Source organism: Coprococcus sp. AF16-5, assembly GCF_003479365.1.
Classification (GTDB): Bacteria; Bacillota; Clostridia; order Lachnospirales; family Lachnospiraceae; genus Coprococcus; species Coprococcus aceti.
The window spans coordinates 800,394-818,897 of record NZ_QUGZ01000002.1; the positions used below are offsets into that span (position 1 = coordinate 800,394).

Annotated in this window: 21 protein-coding genes; 20 read left to right on the forward strand and 1 reads right to left on the reverse strand. The window is 43.0% G+C overall.

Features of this window, described 5'->3' with window-relative positions; genetic code table 11:
* The first annotated feature begins 11 nt into the window (after nt 1-11).
* The 7 genes from DWW70_RS08370 (at nt 12) to DWW70_RS08400 (ending at nt 7,132) form a co-directional block, all read left to right on the forward strand.
* Entirely contained in the window at nt 12-374 is a 363-nt protein-coding gene (locus DWW70_RS08370) for a glutamyl-tRNA amidotransferase (protein WP_118649638.1), read from the forward strand.
* A 93-nt stretch (nt 375-467) separates the two neighbouring features.
* Nucleotides 468-1,304: a hypothetical protein gene (locus DWW70_RS08375; RefSeq protein WP_015522537.1), complete on the forward strand. Its 837-nt coding sequence runs from the start codon at nt 468-470 to the stop codon at nt 1,302-1,304.
* 13 nt (nt 1,305-1,317) lie between these two features.
* Nucleotides 1,318-1,758 (forward strand): PrgI family protein, encoded by a 441-nt coding sequence (locus DWW70_RS08380; protein ID WP_117688261.1) that lies wholly within the window; start codon nt 1,318-1,320, stop codon nt 1,756-1,758.
* On the forward strand, nt 1,742-4,075 hold the full coding sequence (locus tag DWW70_RS08385; protein ID WP_015522538.1) for a VirB4-like conjugal transfer ATPase, CD1110 family: 2,334 nt from the start codon (nt 1,742-1,744) through the stop codon (nt 4,073-4,075). The genes DWW70_RS08380 and DWW70_RS08385 overlap by 17 nt, the downstream gene beginning before the upstream one ends.
* Nucleotides 4,076-4,079: 4 nt before the next feature.
* Entirely contained in the window at nt 4,080-4,484 is a 405-nt protein-coding gene (locus DWW70_RS08390; RefSeq protein WP_118649639.1) for a DUF6075 family protein, read from the forward strand.
* 65 nt (nt 4,485-4,549) lie between these two features.
* The gene (gene srtB, locus DWW70_RS08395) at nt 4,550-5,323 is read left to right on the forward strand and encodes a class B sortase (RefSeq protein ID WP_015522541.1); all 774 of its coding nucleotides are present in this window, start codon (nt 4,550-4,552) and stop codon (nt 5,321-5,323) included.
* A gap of 33 nt (nt 5,324-5,356) precedes the next feature.
* On the forward strand, nt 5,357-7,132 hold the full coding sequence (locus DWW70_RS08400) for a lysozyme family protein (RefSeq protein ID WP_117688262.1): 1,776 nt from the start codon (nt 5,357-5,359) through the stop codon (nt 7,130-7,132).
* Between the two features lie 28 nt (nt 7,133-7,160).
* Here the strand turns inward: DWW70_RS08400 and DWW70_RS08405 are convergent, their stop codons facing one another.
* Nucleotides 7,161-7,520: a helix-turn-helix transcriptional regulator gene (locus tag DWW70_RS08405; RefSeq protein ID WP_015522543.1), complete on the reverse strand. Its 360-nt coding sequence runs from the start codon at nt 7,518-7,520 to the stop codon at nt 7,161-7,163.
* A gap of 305 nt (nt 7,521-7,825) precedes the next feature.
* On the opposite strand from DWW70_RS08405, the gene DWW70_RS08410 reads away from it, so the two are divergent.
* From DWW70_RS08410 to DWW70_RS08475, 13 genes are all read left to right on the forward strand, one after another.
* Nucleotides 7,826-8,371: an RNA polymerase sigma factor gene (locus DWW70_RS08410; protein ID WP_117688263.1), complete on the forward strand. Its 546-nt coding sequence runs from the start codon at nt 7,826-7,828 to the stop codon at nt 8,369-8,371.
* Entirely contained in the window at nt 8,340-9,101 is a 762-nt protein-coding gene (locus DWW70_RS08415; RefSeq protein ID WP_117688264.1) for a hypothetical protein, read from the forward strand. Before DWW70_RS08410 ends, DWW70_RS08415 begins: the two co-directional genes overlap by 32 nt.
* Nucleotides 9,085-9,972 carry an ABC transporter ATP-binding protein gene (locus DWW70_RS08420; protein WP_117688265.1) on the forward strand — a complete coding sequence of 296 codons (888 nt, stop codon included), beginning with the start codon at nt 9,085-9,087 and terminating at the stop codon, nt 9,970-9,972. Before DWW70_RS08415 ends, DWW70_RS08420 begins: the two co-directional genes overlap by 17 nt.
* Complete coding sequence (locus tag DWW70_RS08425; protein WP_015522548.1) at nt 9,953-11,164, forward strand: ABC transporter permease; 1,212 nt, start codon at nt 9,953-9,955, stop codon at nt 11,162-11,164. Before DWW70_RS08420 ends, DWW70_RS08425 begins: the two co-directional genes overlap by 20 nt.
* Entirely contained in the window at nt 11,165-11,869 is a 705-nt protein-coding gene (locus DWW70_RS08430; RefSeq protein ID WP_118649640.1) for a M15 family metallopeptidase, read from the forward strand. It begins immediately after the preceding gene.
* A 17-nt stretch (nt 11,870-11,886) separates the two neighbouring features.
* On the forward strand, nt 11,887-12,063 hold the full coding sequence (locus DWW70_RS08435; RefSeq protein WP_117688267.1) for a cysteine-rich KTR domain-containing protein: 177 nt from the start codon (nt 11,887-11,889) through the stop codon (nt 12,061-12,063).
* Between the two features lie 471 nt (nt 12,064-12,534).
* On the forward strand, nt 12,535-12,999 hold the full coding sequence (locus DWW70_RS08440; protein WP_158576542.1) for an RNA polymerase sigma factor: 465 nt from the start codon (nt 12,535-12,537) through the stop codon (nt 12,997-12,999).
* Nucleotides 13,000-13,601: 602 nt separating this feature from the next.
* Nucleotides 13,602-13,970 carry a type II toxin-antitoxin system PemK/MazF family toxin gene (locus DWW70_RS08455; protein ID WP_015522551.1) on the forward strand — a complete coding sequence of 123 codons (369 nt, stop codon included), beginning with the start codon at nt 13,602-13,604 and terminating at the stop codon, nt 13,968-13,970.
* Nucleotides 13,971-14,059: 89 nt separating this feature from the next.
* On the forward strand, nt 14,060-14,212 hold the full coding sequence (locus DWW70_RS14995; protein ID WP_015522552.1) for a hypothetical protein: 153 nt from the start codon (nt 14,060-14,062) through the stop codon (nt 14,210-14,212).
* A 54-nt stretch (nt 14,213-14,266) separates the two neighbouring features.
* Nucleotides 14,267-15,943 (forward strand): recombinase family protein, encoded by a 1,677-nt coding sequence (locus DWW70_RS08460; protein ID WP_118649642.1) that lies wholly within the window; start codon nt 14,267-14,269, stop codon nt 15,941-15,943.
* 285 nt (nt 15,944-16,228) lie between these two features.
* Nucleotides 16,229-17,155, forward strand: a complete 927-nt coding sequence (locus DWW70_RS08465) for a ParB/RepB/Spo0J family partition protein (RefSeq protein ID WP_118649643.1) — start codon at nt 16,229-16,231, stop codon at nt 17,153-17,155.
* Nucleotides 17,127-17,552: a TnpV protein gene (locus DWW70_RS08470; protein WP_158576544.1), complete on the forward strand. Its 426-nt coding sequence runs from the start codon at nt 17,127-17,129 to the stop codon at nt 17,550-17,552. The genes DWW70_RS08465 and DWW70_RS08470 overlap by 29 nt, the downstream gene beginning before the upstream one ends.
* 18 nt (nt 17,553-17,570) lie before the next feature.
* The gene (locus DWW70_RS08475; protein ID WP_118649645.1) at nt 17,571-18,503 is read left to right on the forward strand and encodes a ParM/StbA family protein; all 933 of its coding nucleotides are present in this window, start codon (nt 17,571-17,573) and stop codon (nt 18,501-18,503) included.
* The last annotated feature ends 1 nt before the right edge of the window (nt 18,504 follow it).

The following is an 18,504-nucleotide window of genomic DNA, read 5'->3' on the forward strand; positions in this document are numbered from 1 at the left end:
AGGATTTATCTATGAAATTTTTTAACAAGAAGGACACCCAGAAGAAAGTAACCACAAAGCTGCCCATGACGGGCAAGGTCAGAACGGGTTTCCGCCGCTACTGCGTGGCGGCGCTTGCCCTCACGATGGTGCTTGGCACATCTATGACCGCCTTTGCTGCCAATGACCCCATTCAGGTCGTCAACAACCTTTCCGATTTTATCTTCGGTCTGGTAAGGGCTGTCGGTATGATTATGCTCGGCTTCGGTATCGTGCAGGTGGGCTTATCCCTCAAATCCCACGACCCGTCCCAGAGAGCGAACGGCTTTCTGACCCTTGCAGGCGGCGTAGTCATTACCTTTGCAAAGGAGATTTTGACCCTCATCACAGGCTAATTCCCCATATCCAGAGGACAAAAGACAGAGCATATCGGGCAGATCACTTCGTGGGCTGCCCGATATGCCCAATTTTAACAAGGAGGTGGTCGAATGTCTGATAACTGGGTCGTACAGAACTTGGAGAACGCCCTGAATACTTGGAATGAGAAGTTGGCTGAAATATGGCAGCTCGTTACCCAATCCCCAGAGCAATTCAAGGGCGGTACGATATGGAATGTGATTGTAAATATCCACGGTGCGTTGCAGGCTATCGGGCTTGCCCTGCTCGTGCTGTTTTTCGTCGTAGGCGTGATGCGTACCTGCGGTAACTTTGCAGAAGTGAAGAAACCCGAACACGCATTGAAGCTTTTTATCCGATTTGCCCTTGCCAAAGGTGCGGTCACTTATGGTCTGGAGCTGATGATGGCTCTGTTTAAGATTGTGCAGGGCGTTATCTCTACCATAATGAACGCCGCAGGCTTTGGAACGGCAACACAGACCGTCTTGCCCTCGGAAATCGTGACCGCCGTTGAGGACTGCGGCTTTTTCGAGAGTATCCCATTGTGGGCGGTCACGCTCATCGGCGGTCTGTTCATTACGGTACTCAGTTTCATTATGATAATGTCGGTGTACGGCAGATTTTTCAAACTCTACCTTTATACCGCTATCGCCCCTGTTCCTCTTTCTGCCTTTGCAGGAGAGCCGAGCCAGAGCGTCGGCAAGAGCTTTATCAAGTCTTATGCTGCCGTGTGTTTGGAGGGTGCAATCATAGTGCTTGCCTGCATCATCTTTTCGCTGTTTGCAGCGACACCGCCTGCGGTCAATCCCGATGCGGCGGCGGTCACAATGGTATGGAGCTATGTCGGGGAGCTTGTATTCAATATGCTCGTCTTGGTCGGTGCGGTCAAAATGGCAGACCGTGTTGTCCGTGAAATGATGGGCTTGTAAGGGAGGTGCTATTTTGGAAGTCAAGATAAATAAAGAAATCCGTAACTACACGGAGAGTATGTTTTTCGGACTGTCACTCAGGCAGTTCATTTTTTCTGTCCTTGCCTGCGGCGTGGCGGTTGGCTTATTCTTTCTGCTTCGCCCGCACTTTGGAACGGAAACGCTCAGTTGGGTGTGCATCTTAGGTGCGTTCCCCTTTGCGGCTATGGGCTTTATCAAGTACAACGGTATGACCGCCGAGCAGTTTGTCTGGGCGTGGATAAAGTCAGAGTTTCTGATGCCGAAAAAGATTGTATTTTTGCCCGACAATCTCTATTACAAAGCGTTGAAGCCGACCATTGAAGCCCACGAAAAGGGCTTGCCTGCCGTGCCAAAGAAGCAAAGGGCAAAAGCACAGAAGAAACCAAAGAAAGCAAAAAAGCGTAAGGAGGTAGACGATGTTAAAAACGCTTAGAAATCTGTTCAAGCAGGACAAGGAAAAATTTGTTGTGCCGAAATCGGTGCAGAGCGTTATCCCGATAAAGACTATCTGGGCAGACGGTATTTTCCTTGTCGGCAGCAACAAGTACGCAAAGACCTTTAAGTTTGAGGATATAAACTATACCGTGGCAAGCCGTGAGGACAAGGAAGCAATGTTCCTTGAATATTCGGAGCTTCTCAATGCTCTCGACAGCGGTGCGACCACGAAAATCACAATCAATAACCGCAGGCTCAACAAAGCGGATTTTGAGCAGACCATTCTTATTCCTATGTCCGATGACGGTCTGGATAAGTACCGCACGGAATACAACAAGATGCTGCTTGATAAGGCAACGGGGGCTAATTCTATTGTGCAGGACAAATATGTGACGGTATCGGTCTGCAAAAAGAACATTGAGGAAGCACGGAACTACTTTGCCCGTGTGGGTACTGACCTTATCGCCCATTTCTCCAGACTCGGCTCGAAATGCACGGAGCTTGAAGCGGAAGAAAAGCTCCGTATCTTTCACGACTTCTACCGCACAGGAGAGGAAACGGCGTTCCGTTTTGATATGTCACAGACGATGCGGAAAGGTCACGATTTTAAGGACTTCATCTGCCCCGATACCTTTGAGTTTGAAAAGGACTACTTCCGTATGGGCGACAGATACGGGCGTGTGATTTTTCTCAGGGAATACGCCGCTTATATCAAGGACAGTATGGTGGCGGAGCTTTGTGAGCTGAACCGTAATATGATGCTCTCGGTTGATGTTATACCCGTTCCCACGGACGAAGCCGTGCGTGAGGTGGAAAACCGACTGCTCGGCGTGGAAACCAATATCACGAACTGGCAGAGGAAGCAAAACCAGAACAACAACTTTTCGGCGGTCATTCCCTATGACCTTGAACAGCAGCGAAAGGAAAGCAAGGAGTTTCTGGACGATTTGACGACCCGTGACCAGAGAATGATGTTCGCCGTGCTGACAATGGTGCATACCGCCGATACCAAAGAGCGGCTTGACAATGATACGGAAGCCCTGCTCACGACAGCCAGAAAACATCTCTGCCAGTTCGCCGTGCTGAAATATCAGCAGATGGACGGGCTGAACACGGCTCTGCCTTTTGGCGTAAGGAAGATTGATGCCCTGCGTACCCTGACAACGGAGAGCCTTGCGGTGTTCATTCCGTTCCGTGTGCAGGAAATCTACCATAAGGACGGCGTGTATTATGGACAGAATGTTATCAGCAAAAATATGATTATCGCCAACCGCCGCCATTTACTGAATGGTAATTCTTTTATCCTCGGTGTGTCTGGTGCAGGTAAATCCTTTACGGCAAAGGAGGAAATGACGAATATCATTCTGACCGACCCCAACGCCGATGTTATCATTATAGACCCAGAGCGTGAGTATTCGCCGCTTGTAAAGGCAATGCAGGGCGAGGTCGTCCACATCTCGGCAACGAGTGAAAACCATATCAACGCTATGGATATGAACTCTGATTACGGTGACGGTGCAAACCCTGTCATCTTAAAATCAGAGTTTATTTTATCCCTTTGTGAGCAGCTCATCGGCGGGGCAAGTCTGGGGGCAAAGCAGAAATCCATCATTGACCGATGCACGGCAAGTGTGTACCGCTACTATCAGCAGGGCAACTATCAGGGAACGCCGCCGACCTTACAGGACTTCCGTGAGGAACTTCTGAAACAGGATGAGCCAGAAGCAAAGGAAATCGCCCTTGCCATCGAGCTGTTTACAGACGGCTCTCTGAATACCTTTGCCAAGCATACCAATGTGGACACCCACAGCCGTCTTATCTGCTATGACATTCTGGATTTGGGCAAGCAGTTACAGCCTATCGGTATGCTTGTGGTGCTTGACAGCATCTTAAACCGTATCACGCAGAACAGAGCCAAAGGCAGAAATACTTTCATTTTCATTGATGAGATTTATCTGCTCTTTCAGCACGAATACTCTGCCAACTTCCTGTTTACCCTCTGGAAGCGTGTGCGTAAGTACGGTGCGTACTGTACGGGTATCACGCAGAATGTAGACGACCTTTTGCAGAGCCATACGGCAAGGACGATGCTTGCCAATAGTGAGTTTATCATTATGCTCAATCAGGCATCGACTGACCGTATCGAGCTTGCCAAGCTCCTTAATATCTCCGACCTTCAGATGAGCTATATCACGAATGTGGGTGCAGGTCAGGGGCTTCTAAAGGTCGGCAGTTCCCTTGTGCCGTTTGTCAATAAATTTCCACGCAACACAGAGCTTTACAGGCTGATGACGACCAAGTTTGGGGAGGTGTAAAGGTATGGCAGATATTAAATTCAAAAGTGCGGCTCACCGTGATTTCTTTCTGGAAAATATGATGAAAAGCAGGGTCAACGACTGCTATCACAGGGCATTTTTCTATGTAATGGGAATTGCATCGGAAACGAGGACAAACATTAACCAGATGTTTGACTTTAAGACCGACTGTATTGTGCCAGAGGGTATGCACGGCGGTTGGCAGACAAGCGGAACGGTCAAGGTCTGCCACCTTGCTTTCAATCTCTGGAACGGATATGCGGAGGAAGGACGGGAACGGTTTTTCACGCCAGAGGAATTATTCTGCTGCGAGTTTGCCCCGTATTTTATGGAGGGCATTAAGGTCAGGTATCCCGAATATTGCAGGGAACTTCCCACACCAAAGCAGCAGACAGACAATGTTCGATAACGAAATACCCTACGGGCATACCATTATGCCCATAAAATGGGCAGGAACAAAGAAAGGAGCAATCAATGAAAAAATATAAGATGCAGATTTGTGTAGCTGCCGCCGTACTGCTTTTCGCAGCGGCGGTTTTTTGCGGCTTTCAGGTGTATCACCACTATGCACAGGTGGACGAACAGACCGAAGCCTTTGAGCAGATAGCCGAGCTGGTGGAGCAGACCCCAGATACCGAGGGCGTTCCCGATGATACCCCTGTCAGCGAGGGCGAAGATGTGCTTGCAAAGTATAAGGAGTTGTATTTGCAAAACGAGGATATGGTCGGTTGGATTTCTATTGCCGGCACGACAGTCAATTATCCCGTGATGCAGACACCCAATGACCCCAACTTTTATCTGAAGCACAACTTTGAAAAGGCGTACAGCGATTTGGGAGTGCCGTATATCCAAGAGGACTGCGACCTTGCCGCAAGCGATAATCTTATTATTTACGGACACCACATCAAAGGGCAAAAGATGTTCGGGGCGTTGGAGAGCTACAAGGACAAGGACTTTTATGAGGAACACAAGAGCATTCAGTTTGATACCCTGACCGAGCAGGCAGAGTATGAAATCGTAGCCGTGTTCAAGACCGTTGCGTACAGCTCCGAGGGCTTCCGCTACTATGACTTTGTAGATGCCGAGGACGAGAAAGCCTTTGACGAGTATGTAAGCAAGTGCAAGGAGTTTGCCCTGTATGATACGGGCGTGACCGCCAAATACGGTGACAAACTCATTACTCTTTCCACCTGCGAATATTCCGCACAGAACGGCAGGCTTGTGGTGGTAGCAAAAAAGATTGCCTGACTGCTCCAGAGCTTGTAAGAAAGGAGGGCTTCTATGGCAGATATAAAAACCAGAGATGCGGTCAAAGGTACGATAAAGACCATAGACAAAGCCGCCGTTGCTTCCGAGCGAATGAAATCCGCTTATGCCAAGACAAAGGATAAAGCGGAACAAGGGTATTATGCGGACGAAAGCTCTGCCACCGAGTACGCTGCCGACAGAGTTTCCTGTGCTTCCGAGCGTGTGACCGAGGAAGGCGTACACCAATTCAATAAACAGGGTCAGAAAAGTATTCAGACCACACAGGAGAATATCGGAAAGACAAAGGACAAGATTGCCGATTTCAAGCAAAAGCGGGCTGCCAAAGCCGCCGAGCAGAGAATGGAAAGGAATATGTCAGAACAACACGGCTTGCAGATCCGTCACGGAACTGCAAGCCGTTCTGCTGCTCCCGATATGCCCCAGAGTGGGAAAAGCCAGCTCATAAAGACCCGTCAGCAAAGCAGGAAAACCATTAAGACCACCGCCCGAAATGCAGAAAAGGCGGTAAAGTCTACGGCGAAAGGCTCGGTCAAAACAGCCGAAAGAGGTGTAAAAACCGCACAAGCTACCTCTAAGGCAACAATCAAAACTGCCGAGCAGACGGCAAAGGCAACGAAAGAAGCGGCAAAGGCTTCTGCGAAAGCCGCCCAGAAAGCGGCACAGGCGGCAAAAGCCACCGCAAAGGCAACTGCGGAAGCAACCAAAACAGCGGTCAGAGCCACGATTGCAGCAGTCAAGGTGATTATCGCAGGAACAAAGGCTCTTATCTCTGCTTTGATAGCAGGCGGTTGGGTTTCTGTTGTGATAATTTTGATTGTTGTCCTCTTAGGTTGTGCCGTTTCTCTGTTCGGCGGTGGTGGCGGCAGCAATGCCTATACGCCTGTCAGTGCGGAGGTGGAAGCCTATGAGCCATTGATACAGAAATATGCCAAGCAATACGGTATCCCTGAATATGTTGAGCTTATCAAGGCGGTGATGATGCAGGAAAGCGGCGGGCGTGGGCTTGACCCGATGCAGGCGGCGGAGGGAAGTTTTAATACACGCTATCCCCACGAGCCGAATGGTATCCAAGACCCTGAATATTCAATCCAATGCGGCGTACAGGAATTAAAGGCAGCCCTTATCTCTGCGGAAGTGGAAAATCCGATTGATATGGAGCATATCAAACTTGCCTTGCAGGGCTATAATTTTGGAAACGGCTATATCTCGTGGGCGAAAACCAACTACGGCGGTTATTCCTATGCAAATGCGGTAGAATTTTCCACCATGCAGGCACAACGGTTAGGGTGGGAAAGTTACGGCGACACACAGTATCCCGCCCATGTGTTACGCTATTACCCGTATGGACGGGCGTTCACAAGCGGCGGCAATCAGGCAATCGTGGAGGTCGCCCTGACACAGCTCGGTAATGAGGGCGGTCAGCCCTATTGGTCGTGGTACGGCTTTGACGGGCGTGTGGAATGGTGTGCCTGCTTCGTATCGTGGTGTGCCGACCAGTGCGGCTATCTGGACAGCGGCATTGTGCCGAAATTTGCAGGCTGCGTAGATGGGGCAAATTGGTTTAAAGGCAATGGGCAATGGCAAGACCGAAACTATGAGCCGACAGCAGGTACTATCATCTTTTTTGATTGGGAGAACGACGGAGAAACCGACCATGTAGGTATTGTGGAGAAATGTGAGAACGGTGTTGTTTATACCGTTGAGGGTAACTCAGGAGATGCTTGCAGACAAAACCAATACAGTGTTGGAAGCAGCTCAATTTATGGTTATGGTATCCCTGCTTATTAAGAAAAGGGGCAAAAGAAAAACCAGAGGTTTAATCCTCTGGCTCTTTTGCCTTACATAGTCCGTTTACCGTTGCTTCTATGACGGAAAGCTCTTTATCGTCTAATTTGTTGAGCTGTGCGTCTAAGCGTCTGCGGACAGAACTTTTTTCGATTTCTTTATTTGGAAATATGTACTCGTCAACAGACACATCGAACATCGTAATAAGCTGGATAAACAGCTCAATACTTGGATACTGCCCCTCGTTTTCGATAGATTGAATGTGTCTGGGAGCATAGCCGATTATGCCAGATAGCTGCTCCCTTGTCATCCCTTTGGCTTCACGGGCTTTTTTAATTGCCTGCCCAATCGGCGTGAAATCAAAGTCAAAATGATTGTTCCTTTCGTCCATTAGCTCACCACCTATCCTCTGAAAATCTTACCTTTATATTTTACAGAGATGCGGCTTCTGATTAAACGATGCGAAATCTCTTGTAACGAGAGATAAAATATCCTATTGCAAGAGATAAAAATTCATATTTATATAGTTGAGGACATGGGCTCAGATAGTTATAATAATAAAACGTGTTTGAGTTCATTCACATAATTCGAGAATAAAAATTTTGATTTGGACTATCCTTTTATGTGTTTCAATCGTTATACATTATAGAACGGGATAAAGATTTTGAACTTCTAATAATGGGAAAGGAGGATTTTGTGCAAAATGATTTTCTACTAATCAGAAAAATGAAACAAGGTGATGATGATGCACTTGATTTATTTGTCCACAAATATTATCAAGACATTTTAAACTATTGTCATTATCATTGCTCTGATAAAACGTATGCAGAAGATTTGGCACAGGAAACCTTTGTACATTTTTTCTCAAAATTATCTGATTATCATTATAGGGGAAAAACTTTGAATTACTTATATACGATAGCCAGCAATCTGTGTAAAGATTATTTGAAGAAAATAAAGGAGATACCTCTGGAAGAAAATGAAATAGTGGAAGAAAACCAAATGGAAAATATTCTGAATAAAATTTTGGTAGAGCAGGCTTTAAAGCAATTACCAGTTGAATTATGTGAAGTACTTACACTTTATTATTTTCAAGAGTTAAAACTTACAGAGATTTCCGACACATTACAAATAGGACTTCCTCTGGTAAAATATCGTTTACGAAAGGCGAAAATTCAGTTGGAGGAAGTTTTGAGAAAGGAGGAATATGATGAATTTGGAAGAAAGAATGAAAATGTATAAGGAATCTGTACAAGTCAAATCTAAAGAAGAAAAAATACAGGAAACAATCTGTAAATCAAAAAATGCCTTTTTTATGGCAGAACAAGAACGAACGCTTTCTTACCACGAATTTTTATGGACACAGCTTCGTGTGATACAAAAAAGATGGTGGGTTCTTCAATTTATGCTTCTGGTAGCGTTATGGATTGCCTTAAGTTCTATCCATGATGAAATATATATTAAAAGAAGCATGGGTGTAGCAGCGGCACTGTTTGTAATCCTTATTATTCCCGAATTGTGGAAAAACAGGTCATGTGAGTGCATGGAAATCGAAGCAGCCTCATATTATTCGCTTAAACAAGTATATGCAGCGCGCATGTTATTATTTGGCGTTACAGATGTTTTTTTGATTACTCTGTTTTTAGGAACCGCTTCGGCAGGGTTGAACATTGGGTTGTCAGAATTAGTTGTTCAATTTCTTTTTCCGCTTTGTGTTACTTCTGGTATCTGTTTTGGAATCTTATGCAGTAAATATTCATTCAGTGAAACAGTTGCTATTATTCTGTGCGTTATATGGAGTGCAGTATGGCTTTTTGTTGTTTTGAATGAAAATGTATATACAATGGTAACTATTCCTGTTTGGTTAGCTTTACTGGGAGCAACAATACTTTTTCTTATTCTTACTGTATGCCGTATTTTAAAGAACTGTAATCAATATTTGGAGGTGTCACTTGATGAAATTAGAACTTGATGGTTTAACAAAAGAATTTGGTGATTTTACGGCTGTAAATCATATAGACCTTACTATGACAAACGGTGTATATGGTCTTTTAGGCGTAAACGGAGCAGGAAAAACAACCTTGATGAGAATGCTGTGTACCTTACTAAAGCCTACGAGCGGAACCATATATTGTAATGGGAAAGATATTTTTAGTATGGATAGCGAATACCGTAAACTGTTGGGATATTTGCCGCAGGAATTTGGATTCTACCCCGAATTTACCGTAGAGGACTATTTACTTTATATTGCAGCCTTGAAAGGAATCCGTCCTGTTGTCGCAAAAAAACGTGTAAAAGAGTTAATTGCTAAGGTTGGTCTTTCAAAGGTAGCAAATAAAAAAATGAAAAAATTATCTGGCGGTATGAAGCGCAGGGCAGGAATTGCACAGGCTATGTTGAACAACCCGAAGATTCTGATACTTGACGAACCGACGGCAGGGCTTGACCCGAATGAAAGAATTAGATTCCGAAATTTGATTAGCGAACTTTCAGAGGACAGATTAGTATTATTATCCACACATATTGTTTCTGATATTGAATATATAGCCAATGAAATTTTGTTGATGAAAGACGGAAAACTTATGCACAAAGGAACCGCAGACGAAATAATAAATTCTATGACGGAAACGGTCTGGGAATGTTTTGTGGAAAAGAACATGGTATCTGATTTTATGAAAAAGTATAAAATTTCAAATATGAAATCAGAAGCAGACGGTGTTATCTTAAGAATTATTTCCCATGAAAAACCATTTGTAAATGCCCAAAGCGTAGAAGCTTCGTTAGAAGATGTATTCTTATATTATTTTGGAGAGAAGGCAGGTGATGAAAATGCTGCGATTTGAAATAAAAAAGGTGTTTTCTAAAACTAAAAACAGGATAACAATTATAGTTTTGCTTGTGATACTTATTGCGACCAGTATTTTAACGATTAACAGAGTTGAGTATGTTGACGAAAGCGGGAATCATTTAACAGGTATTTCGGCAGCAAAAAACCTTAGAGAAGCCAAAAACGAATGGTCAGGCTACCTGACGGAGGACGTTTTCCAAAACGTCCTTGAAGAAAACAGAAGTATTAACAATGAAGCATCATCAGATAGCATTGAGGAAGAAAATAAGAGATTTGCAAAGAAACAGGGGATTTCAACAATCAGAGATGTTATCAATTATGCGTTTAGCGAATACAGAGATTATAATGATTTTGCCATTGATAACATTTCTGATGATGAAGCCAGCACTGTCTATGAAAGAAGAATTTCTACTTTAAAAGAATATCTTGATTCTGGAGAAGAAACATTTACAGAAAAAGAAAAAAGTTTTCTGATTCAGCAATATGAAAATTTAGATACACCTTTTTATTATGAATATATGGACGGTTGGTCAGCATTACTGCAAAACATATCAACATTTATACTGATTTTGGCATTAGTGATAGGTTTTTTTGTGTCTGGAATATTTTCAGACGAATTTCAGACAAAAGCGGATTCCATTTTCTTTTCAACCAGATTAGGAAGAAATAAAGGTGTTCTATCAAAAATAGGGGCGGGTCTTACGATTGTTTCAGCTTTCTATGCAGCTTTTGTATTTTTATATACGTTTATTGTCCTTTCGGTGTTGGGAACAGATGGAGCAAACTGTCCGATTCAGTTAGATTTATGGAGAAGTGCATATAATGTGACATTTTTACAGGCATATTTGCTGATTGTGGCAGGTGGTTATATTGGCACATTGTTCGCTTCCATGTTAGCAATGCTGGCTTCGGCTCTGACACGTTCTACACCAACTGCAATCATTGTACCCTTTATTATATTATGTGCATTTCCGTTTTTAAGCAGAATTATTACTTTACCGGGATTATGCTCTTTCTTCCCTGACCAGTTATTAGAAATTTATTTGGATATTAAAGAAGCTGGACTTGTAACACTGGGAGGTAAAGTAACAACAATAGCAACCGTTATTGTTCCTGTATATGCCGTGATATGCTTGATTCTTCTACCTATACTGTATAAGGTCTACAAAAAAACGGAGATAAAATAAATGAAGCGATATACAAGACGAAAAAGCTATAAAGTGAAAATATTATTTAGCCTGCTGTTTTTAATAATCTTGTGTATGATGGCAGGCAAGGTACTTAATTCAGATTGTACATTACTCCCTCTTGATAACATAACACATCATGTTGCCAGTGAGGATAATGGTTGGAATCTGATTCTTGTAAATCGCAATAGTTATATTCCTGATGATTATAAAGTAGAACTTACAGAATTATCAAATGGGGAAAAAGTAGATTCCAGAATTTATCCAGAATTGCAGGAAATGTTTAATGACGCAAGGGCGCAAGGGTATGGTTTATTTGTCAGAGATGGATATAGGACGCAGGAAGAACAACAGCAGCTATTGGACGAAAAGATAGAAGCGTATGAAAATGAAGGAAAATCGAAGTCCGAAGCAAAAAAACTTGCAGAGCAATGGGTGGCAATTCCTGGAACCAGTGAACATCAGTTAGGAATTGCGGTTGATATAAATGCTGACACTACAAAAAGTTCAAGTGATGATGTATATAGCTGGCTTGCGGAAAATGCTCATAAATATGGCTTTATAAAGCGTTACCCCTCAGATAAAACAGATATAACTGGTGTCATAAACGAACCTTGGCATTATAGATATGTTGGAAAAGAAGCCGCTTTGGAAATATATTCTCAGGGAATGTGTTTAGAGGAATATATAGATACGCTGGAATAGAATGGAGGTTGAGGTATATGGAATGGGTGTATTGCCCTATTTGCAAAAATAAAACTCGAACTAAAATACGAAAAGATACAGAGTTGATAAACTTTCCTTTGTTCTGTCCGAAGTGTAAACAAGAAAGTGTAATCAATGTGACAAAACAAAAAATAACAGTTGTAGAGCCAGACGCTAAGACGCAGAGCCGATGAACTTGTGAAATGAAATCACAGTTTGTCGGCTCTGTTTTTATATAATCACAGGTAGGACAAGCCCACCGAATAAAAAAAACGGTGCTTTTGGTGGGCTGTATTGTCACGCTTAAATGAATGCCCCTCTAAACCCGTTTTGAGTTTGGAGGGATTTTTTATGTGTTGGTCTAATACCATCACGCCGTTGTTTATAAGAAGCGGCAACTATTTACATAGTATCACGAATAAGCGAGGATAACCTGTTAAAAAAATCCCTGCTTGGGCGTGGTACTCTTATACCTCGAAAGTAGATGTCAAATCTCTACAAAATAGAAGTGATTATGCTTATATCCGCATTGGCTTGACAGCCTTTGCGGATTTTTTCGTGTCGCTTTTTGTAAAAACGCAGGACAAGCCTAATTCTGGCGTTGGATGCCGTTCACCGCCTGCCAATCTGAATTTTTCAAACAATTCAGATTGGAGGAAACAGAAGTGTTTGACAACACAAATCCCTATACAATCCGTTTCGATGAAACGGACGGCAGAAAACGCTACTTTGTAGCATTTACAGATGGGCAGGGTAACTTCCGAGAAACAGAGGTTTCAAAGGCTGTTTATATGGAGTTTTGCCACTTTATCAAGCGTGAGCGTAATCTTCGCAGGTCTGATGAAAGGCATTTGGAGCAATCGGAACTGACCGAGGAAACGCTTTGCAGACGGGCGGTACATAAGCCAAAGCCTGTTGACGATGCGGTAAACGATAATATCCGAATGGAACGGCTCAACCGAGCAATTATGGAACTGCCCGAAATACAAAAGCGGCGGTTTATGCTCCACTTCGATTTAGGCTTAACCTATGAGCAGATTGGAGCTATGGAGGGCTGTACGAAAATGCCTATCAAGCGTTCTATTGACAGGGCGATTGAAAAAATTCGCCTTGCATTAAAAAACTTTTGATTTTTAGGGGCTACTTATAGCTTCTGAGTGTGGAAACAGGTGAAGGGATAAAAACCTTTGCCTGTTTTCCTTTGTGTGGCGAAAACGGGATTGCACCTTGAAAACTGAATACCCATTCGCCAAATACTTCCTCTTTGTGATTGTGATGAGCATAAGCGTGTGTAGCGATACGCCAAGACCTGCCGATTAGCAGAAAGCGTTGAAAGGTGGTGAGCGAGTAACTATCGACTCAAAATATCGGGCAGCTCCCGATTTCGCCATAACCCACAAAGAGCATAATGGTACTCCCGTCCAGTCATAGTCCGAGCGTGATTAAACCGTCGCAGGCAATGAGGGCGGCTCTGTCAGAACGACAGTTGGGGTGGAACCCCCGTGGCGTCAGTTAGCTGCTGACCGTTTGGCGACTTCCCAGCGTGTTATAACGCATTGCATTTCGGGGTGTCGAGGACAAATTGAAATGCTCCTATCATAAAGCCAAACGCAAGGCGGTCTATGGAAACAGAGTTTTGTTTTATGCTCTCCCGACCTTAAATACTTCCTTGTGTTTGGCTGCCTACATAGGCAGAAATCTCTTGCCTAAATTCAGATAGGAGGTCAAACAAATGGAGAAAACGATTAAGCGTGGGGATATTTACTACGCAGAACTTAACCCCGTTATCGGCTCGGAGCAAGGAGGTACACGCCCTGTACTTATCATTTCTAATGATATAGGAAACAGGCATAGCCCCACGGTTATCGTTGCCGCTATCACGAGCCGAGTACACACAAAGGCAAAGCTGCCCACCCATACTGCTATCAGAGATTTTGAGGGTCTTAACAAGGACTCTATTATTTTGCTTGAACAGATACGTACTATTGATAAGAAGCGTTTACAGGAATATATCGGTATGCTTTCCGAAAGTGAGATGGCAAGAGTTGATAAGGCTCTTGCCATTAGCGTTTCGCTGAACATACTAAAAGGTACAAATTGATGATTTCATAGAAATTCGCACATTGGTCATTTGATGGCTGTACTTCTATAATTGAGGTACAGCCGTTTTAATTTAGCGGAGGTAGACAGATGGAAGATGTAAAAGTATCTAATGGTGCAGATTGCCAACTTGAACAAAAATGTGACGAGAAAGAACGATTTGACAAATTTATGAATGTGATGGTGCAAATCGTAGAAAAGTACGGGCAGTCAGTTTTGCAGGATTTAGATTGTGTTGCGTAGAAATACGCAACCTTACATAGAAACATTTTCCTATATTTATTATGGAGGTGCAATATGAACAGAGAAGGAAAAAAGTGCGTTCTGTATCCAAGAGTTAGTACAGAAATGCAGGTTGATGGATATAGCCTTGAGGGTCAGAAAAACGGATTAAAACGATTTGCAGACCGAGAAGAAATGGAGATTGTCGGCATTTATGAGGATGCAGGAAAGTCGGGAAAATCTATTGAGGGTCGCCCTGCGTTTAAGAAAATGCTTTCTGATATTGGGAATGGATTGGAAATAGATTATATTCTGGTATATAAACTTTCCCGATTTGGCAGAAATGCAGCAGACATATTAAATTCATTAGAGTATGTGCAATCCTACGGCGTAAATCTGATTTGCATTGAAGAAGGGATTGACTCATCACAGACAAGCGGCAAACTGTTAATATCTGTCCTTTCTGCTGTTGCTGAAATTGAAAGAGAGAATATTATCGAGCAGACGATGAATGGTCGCAGAGAAAAAGCAAGACAAGGCGGTTGGAATGGCGGATTTGCTCCGTATGGATATTATTTGAAAGACAATCAGCTTTTAATAGAAGAAAGTGAAGCGGCGGCTATTCGCATTATATTTGAGAAATTTGCAGGCTCGGATATAGGGTACGGCGGTATCGCTAAATATCTTAATTTGCAAGGAATAAAGAAAATACCCCGACAGAATGGTACTTTGGAAAATTGGAGTGGTCATCTGGTGAGGCAGATATTAGACAATCCTGTTTATTGTGGCAAAATTGCTTATGGTAGAAGAACAAGGGAAAAAGTTAAAGGCACGAAAAATGAATATAAGCAGGTACACGCCGAAGATTATATATTAGAGGACGGGCAGCACGAAGGTATTGTCAGCGAGGAATTATGGCAAAAAGTTCACGCTAAGCGTGTAGCTACGGGAATAAAGCAACCGTCCAAAACAGGTAAGGATAGGTCGCACCTTTTAACTGGTGTGTTGAAATGCCCTCTTTGTGGAAGCCCGATGTATACCAATAAGCACGCTTGGACAAATAAGGACGGCACATATAAAGAAGTGTACTATTATATTTGTGGCAGAAATAAGCAGGAGCGTGGTCATTATTGTGAGTACAAAGCATCGCTAAGAAAAACAGATATAGAGCCGCTTGTTATCGAAGCAATTAGAGAGTTAGTAAGTGATAAGAGCTTTGCAAAGGAAATTAAAAAACGATTTGGTGTCCAGACCGATACGAGCAAAATAGATAAGGAGCTTGCAAATTATGAAAGTAAGTTGAAAGAGGTTGATTTGAACAAAGCCCGTTTGGAACGGGAAATTGACAATCTTCCTGCTGATGCAAAATATCGGGAACGAAAAATCCACGATATGACAATAAGACTTGATGGACTGTATGACACAATAGTGGAGTTGGAAGAACGAATTGAAGATGCAAAATTGCGAAGAAGCTCTATTGAGATGGAAGCAATCACGCTTGAGAATGTTTACAGAATTATGGAGAACTTCAGCAAACTTTATGCTATAATAAGTGACGAGGAAAAGAAAAGCCTTGTTTCCTATCTGATTAAAGAAATTCAGATATACCCTAACGGCACATCAGACAGGATTTTGAAGTCGATAGAGTTTAATTTTCCGATTTATCGTGACGGACGGGAGATAAGGAAACTTTTGTGGGAAAACGGTAATACCGTTGAGACAATAGTTGCACTACATCGGACCGATATGTAAAAATCCTTGATTTTAGGCACTTTGAGAGGTTTTTTAGGTTCGACCAGAGTGACCGAAAAACATACAAAAAAGCAATTTCCGACGGTGTAAATGTGTCGGTTGTATTGGATAGCGTGTGTGGAAACACATCAAAGTCAAAATAATATCATCATCATTCAACTAAATAAAAGTAGCGTGAGAAACCGTTCATTTTCAAGAAAATTGAAAGTGAGCGGTCTTTCTTTTGGTTAAAGGAGTTAGGTTTCGTGAGTAACGATTATATGCGTTGATGAAAGGAGCGATTGTATGGAAACGATTAAGAATGTATCTATCAGCGAATTGCATAGTTTTAGGAATCACCCGTTTAAGGTGGAGACCAATACGGAATTATGTGAGCTGATGAGAAGTATTGAAAAGGAAGATGTGCTTGTGCCACTTCTGGTGAGGATGAATCCTTATGGAGATGGATATGAGGTCATATCGGGACACCGAAGAAAGGAAGCAGCTCTATGGGCTGGGGAAACTGAGGTTCCTGTTGTCATAAGAGAGCTTGATGATGACCAGGCAGTTGTGGCGATGGTGGATTCGAATCTGCACCGGGAGAATTTAAAGCCCAGTGAGAAAGCATTTGCCTATCGAATGAAACTGGAGGCAATGAAGCATCAGGGGAAAAAGGTATTGGCAGATGATATTACTTTGGCTCAAGTTGAACCGAGGTCTACCAAAAAGAATCCGGGAGGGCTTGTTTCCGGTGCTATGCGAAGTAACGAGTTGCTTGCAAAGCAGGCAGGGGAGAGCGAGGCTCAGATTAAAAGATATATCCGCCTTACCAATCTTATTCCTAAGATTTTGAATATGGTGGACGAAGGAAAGATTGCTTTTACAGTGGCTGTGGAGCTCTCATATCTGAAGGAAGAGGAGCAGTATGAGCTTCATGCCATTATGGATTTGGAGCAGTGTACCCCATCTTTATCTCAGGCGTGTCGCTTGAAGGTAATGAGCCAGCACGGAACATTGGATATGGATGCGATTTGTATGGTTTTAGAGGAAGAAAAGCCAAATCAGCGGGAGCAGATAAAGCTTCGTGCAGATGCATTGGCAAAGTATTTCCCGGAGGATTATACACCAAAGCAGAAGACGGATTTAATTGAACAGCTTCTGAAGGAGTGGTATGAGAAGCAGGAATACAGCAAGCAGGAAAGCCTTGGCAGCAGTTGTAGCAGAGCAAGATAAAGGAATGGAGGTAGTAGCGATGAGCAGAGAATTATCAACTTATGAAGCAATGGGTGGCACTTATACAGAGATGGATGGAGTGTTTTATCCGAATATTGTGGTTTCGGAGGAAGCAGATGTGTGGATTGGAAAATATGGTCTGTTATGGATAGATTATATAAAATCCAATCATGCAGAAAGGTACAGACACCATATTCGTATGGGAACCTTGAGTGCCAGTGCTTTTGAGCTAAATGAAGAGGCTTATGAAATGCTGGAAGGAATCGTGAATCAGTATCTGGAAAAGCATAAGCCACAGAATTCAGCTTCTACAGTGGAAATGTGGAAGCTTTGGGAACAGGCAAAACAAATGGCGGAAGAGGTCGTGCTTAGCGACATTGTACGCCAGTATCATTAGAATTTGGAGGATTTTAGTATGAGAGAGATTAGAGAATACAATATGAACGGAACTATTATTTTGGGCGTGGATAATGGTTATGGCAATGTAAAAACCGCCCACAGAGTATTTCCTACCGGAATTATAAAGTGTGACAGCGAGCCGGTGCTGAGTAAGGAGTATATCGAATATGATGGTGCTTATTATATTATTGGTGAAGGTCACAAGGGCTTTGTTGCAGACAAGCAGGAGGATGATGATACTTATATTCTGACTCTTGCAGCGATTGCAAAGGAGCTTGAGGAAAGAGGACTTACAGAGGCTAGAATTCATCTGGCGGTGGGACTTCCTTTGAAGTGGGTACAGGCACAGAGGGACAGCTTTAAGCAGTATCTGACCAGAGAAAGATATGTTTCCCTGAAATACAGAAAGGTAAACTATCTTATCGAAATTGTGGATTGCACAGTCATGCCACAGGGCTATGCGGCTGTTGCAGAGAATTTAAAGGATTTCAAGGGAATGAACCTGCTGGTGGATATTGGCAACGGTACTATGAATGTTATGTATCTGAATAACGGCAGACCGATTGAAAGTAAGTCATGGACAGAAAAACTGGGTGTGAATCAATGCTTTATTCGTATTCAGAATCGAATAATGGATAGGACCGGAACAAAATTACCAGATGAAATTATCAATGATTTCTTAAGATATGGCGATGCGGATGTAAGTGAGTCATATTTATCAGCGATGAAGCAGGTTGCTGAACAGTATGTACAGGAATTGTTTCAGAAGCTTCGGGATTACGAGTATAACGAGGATTTGATGAAGCTGTATGTTATGGGCGGCGGTGCCAGAATGGTGGAAATGTTTGGAAAGTACAATACGGATAGGACAACCTTTAATCATGATATTTGTTCAAATGCCAAGGGGTATGAATACTTCTGTTATATGATGCTTCGTCAGAAGAACTGAA

What these genes read in the sequence shown, in the direction of transcription:
- DWW70_RS14995 (WP_015522552.1), top strand. Translation starts at nt 14,060, where the DNA reads ATGGAAGATGTAAAAGTATCTAATGGTGCAGATTGCCAACTTGAACAA.
- DWW70_RS08435 (WP_117688267.1), top strand. Translation starts at nt 11,887, where the DNA reads ATGGAATGGGTGTATTGCCCTATTTGCAAAAATAAAACTCGAACTAAA.
- DWW70_RS08425 (WP_015522548.1), top strand. Translation starts at nt 9,953, where the DNA reads ATGAAAATGCTGCGATTTGAAATAAAAAAGGTGTTTTCTAAAACTAAA.
- DWW70_RS08390 (WP_118649639.1), top strand. Translation starts at nt 4,080, where the DNA reads ATGGCAGATATTAAATTCAAAAGTGCGGCTCACCGTGATTTCTTTCTG.
- DWW70_RS08465 (WP_118649643.1), top strand. Translation starts at nt 16,229, where the DNA reads ATGGAAACGATTAAGAATGTATCTATCAGCGAATTGCATAGTTTTAGG.
- DWW70_RS08475 (WP_118649645.1), top strand. Translation starts at nt 17,571, where the DNA reads ATGAGAGAGATTAGAGAATACAATATGAACGGAACTATTATTTTGGGC.
- srtB (WP_015522541.1), top strand. Translation starts at nt 4,550, where the DNA reads ATGAAAAAATATAAGATGCAGATTTGTGTAGCTGCCGCCGTACTGCTT.
- DWW70_RS08430 (WP_118649640.1), top strand. Translation starts at nt 11,165, where the DNA reads ATGAAGCGATATACAAGACGAAAAAGCTATAAAGTGAAAATATTATTT.
- DWW70_RS08370 (WP_118649638.1), top strand. Translation starts at nt 12, where the DNA reads ATGAAATTTTTTAACAAGAAGGACACCCAGAAGAAAGTAACCACAAAG.
- DWW70_RS08455 (WP_015522551.1), top strand. Translation starts at nt 13,602, where the DNA reads ATGGAGAAAACGATTAAGCGTGGGGATATTTACTACGCAGAACTTAAC.
- DWW70_RS08375 (WP_015522537.1), top strand. Translation starts at nt 468, where the DNA reads ATGTCTGATAACTGGGTCGTACAGAACTTGGAGAACGCCCTGAATACT.
- DWW70_RS08460 (WP_118649642.1), top strand. Translation starts at nt 14,267, where the DNA reads ATGAACAGAGAAGGAAAAAAGTGCGTTCTGTATCCAAGAGTTAGTACA.
- DWW70_RS08415 (WP_117688264.1), top strand. Translation starts at nt 8,340, where the DNA reads ATGAATTTGGAAGAAAGAATGAAAATGTATAAGGAATCTGTACAAGTC.
- DWW70_RS08405 (WP_015522543.1), bottom strand. Translation starts at nt 7,520, where the DNA reads ATGGACGAAAGGAACAATCATTTTGACTTTGATTTCACGCCGATTGGG.
- DWW70_RS08385 (WP_015522538.1), top strand. Translation starts at nt 1,742, where the DNA reads ATGTTAAAAACGCTTAGAAATCTGTTCAAGCAGGACAAGGAAAAATTT.
- DWW70_RS08420 (WP_117688265.1), top strand. Translation starts at nt 9,085, where the DNA reads ATGAAATTAGAACTTGATGGTTTAACAAAAGAATTTGGTGATTTTACG.
- DWW70_RS08400 (WP_117688262.1), top strand. Translation starts at nt 5,357, where the DNA reads ATGGCAGATATAAAAACCAGAGATGCGGTCAAAGGTACGATAAAGACC.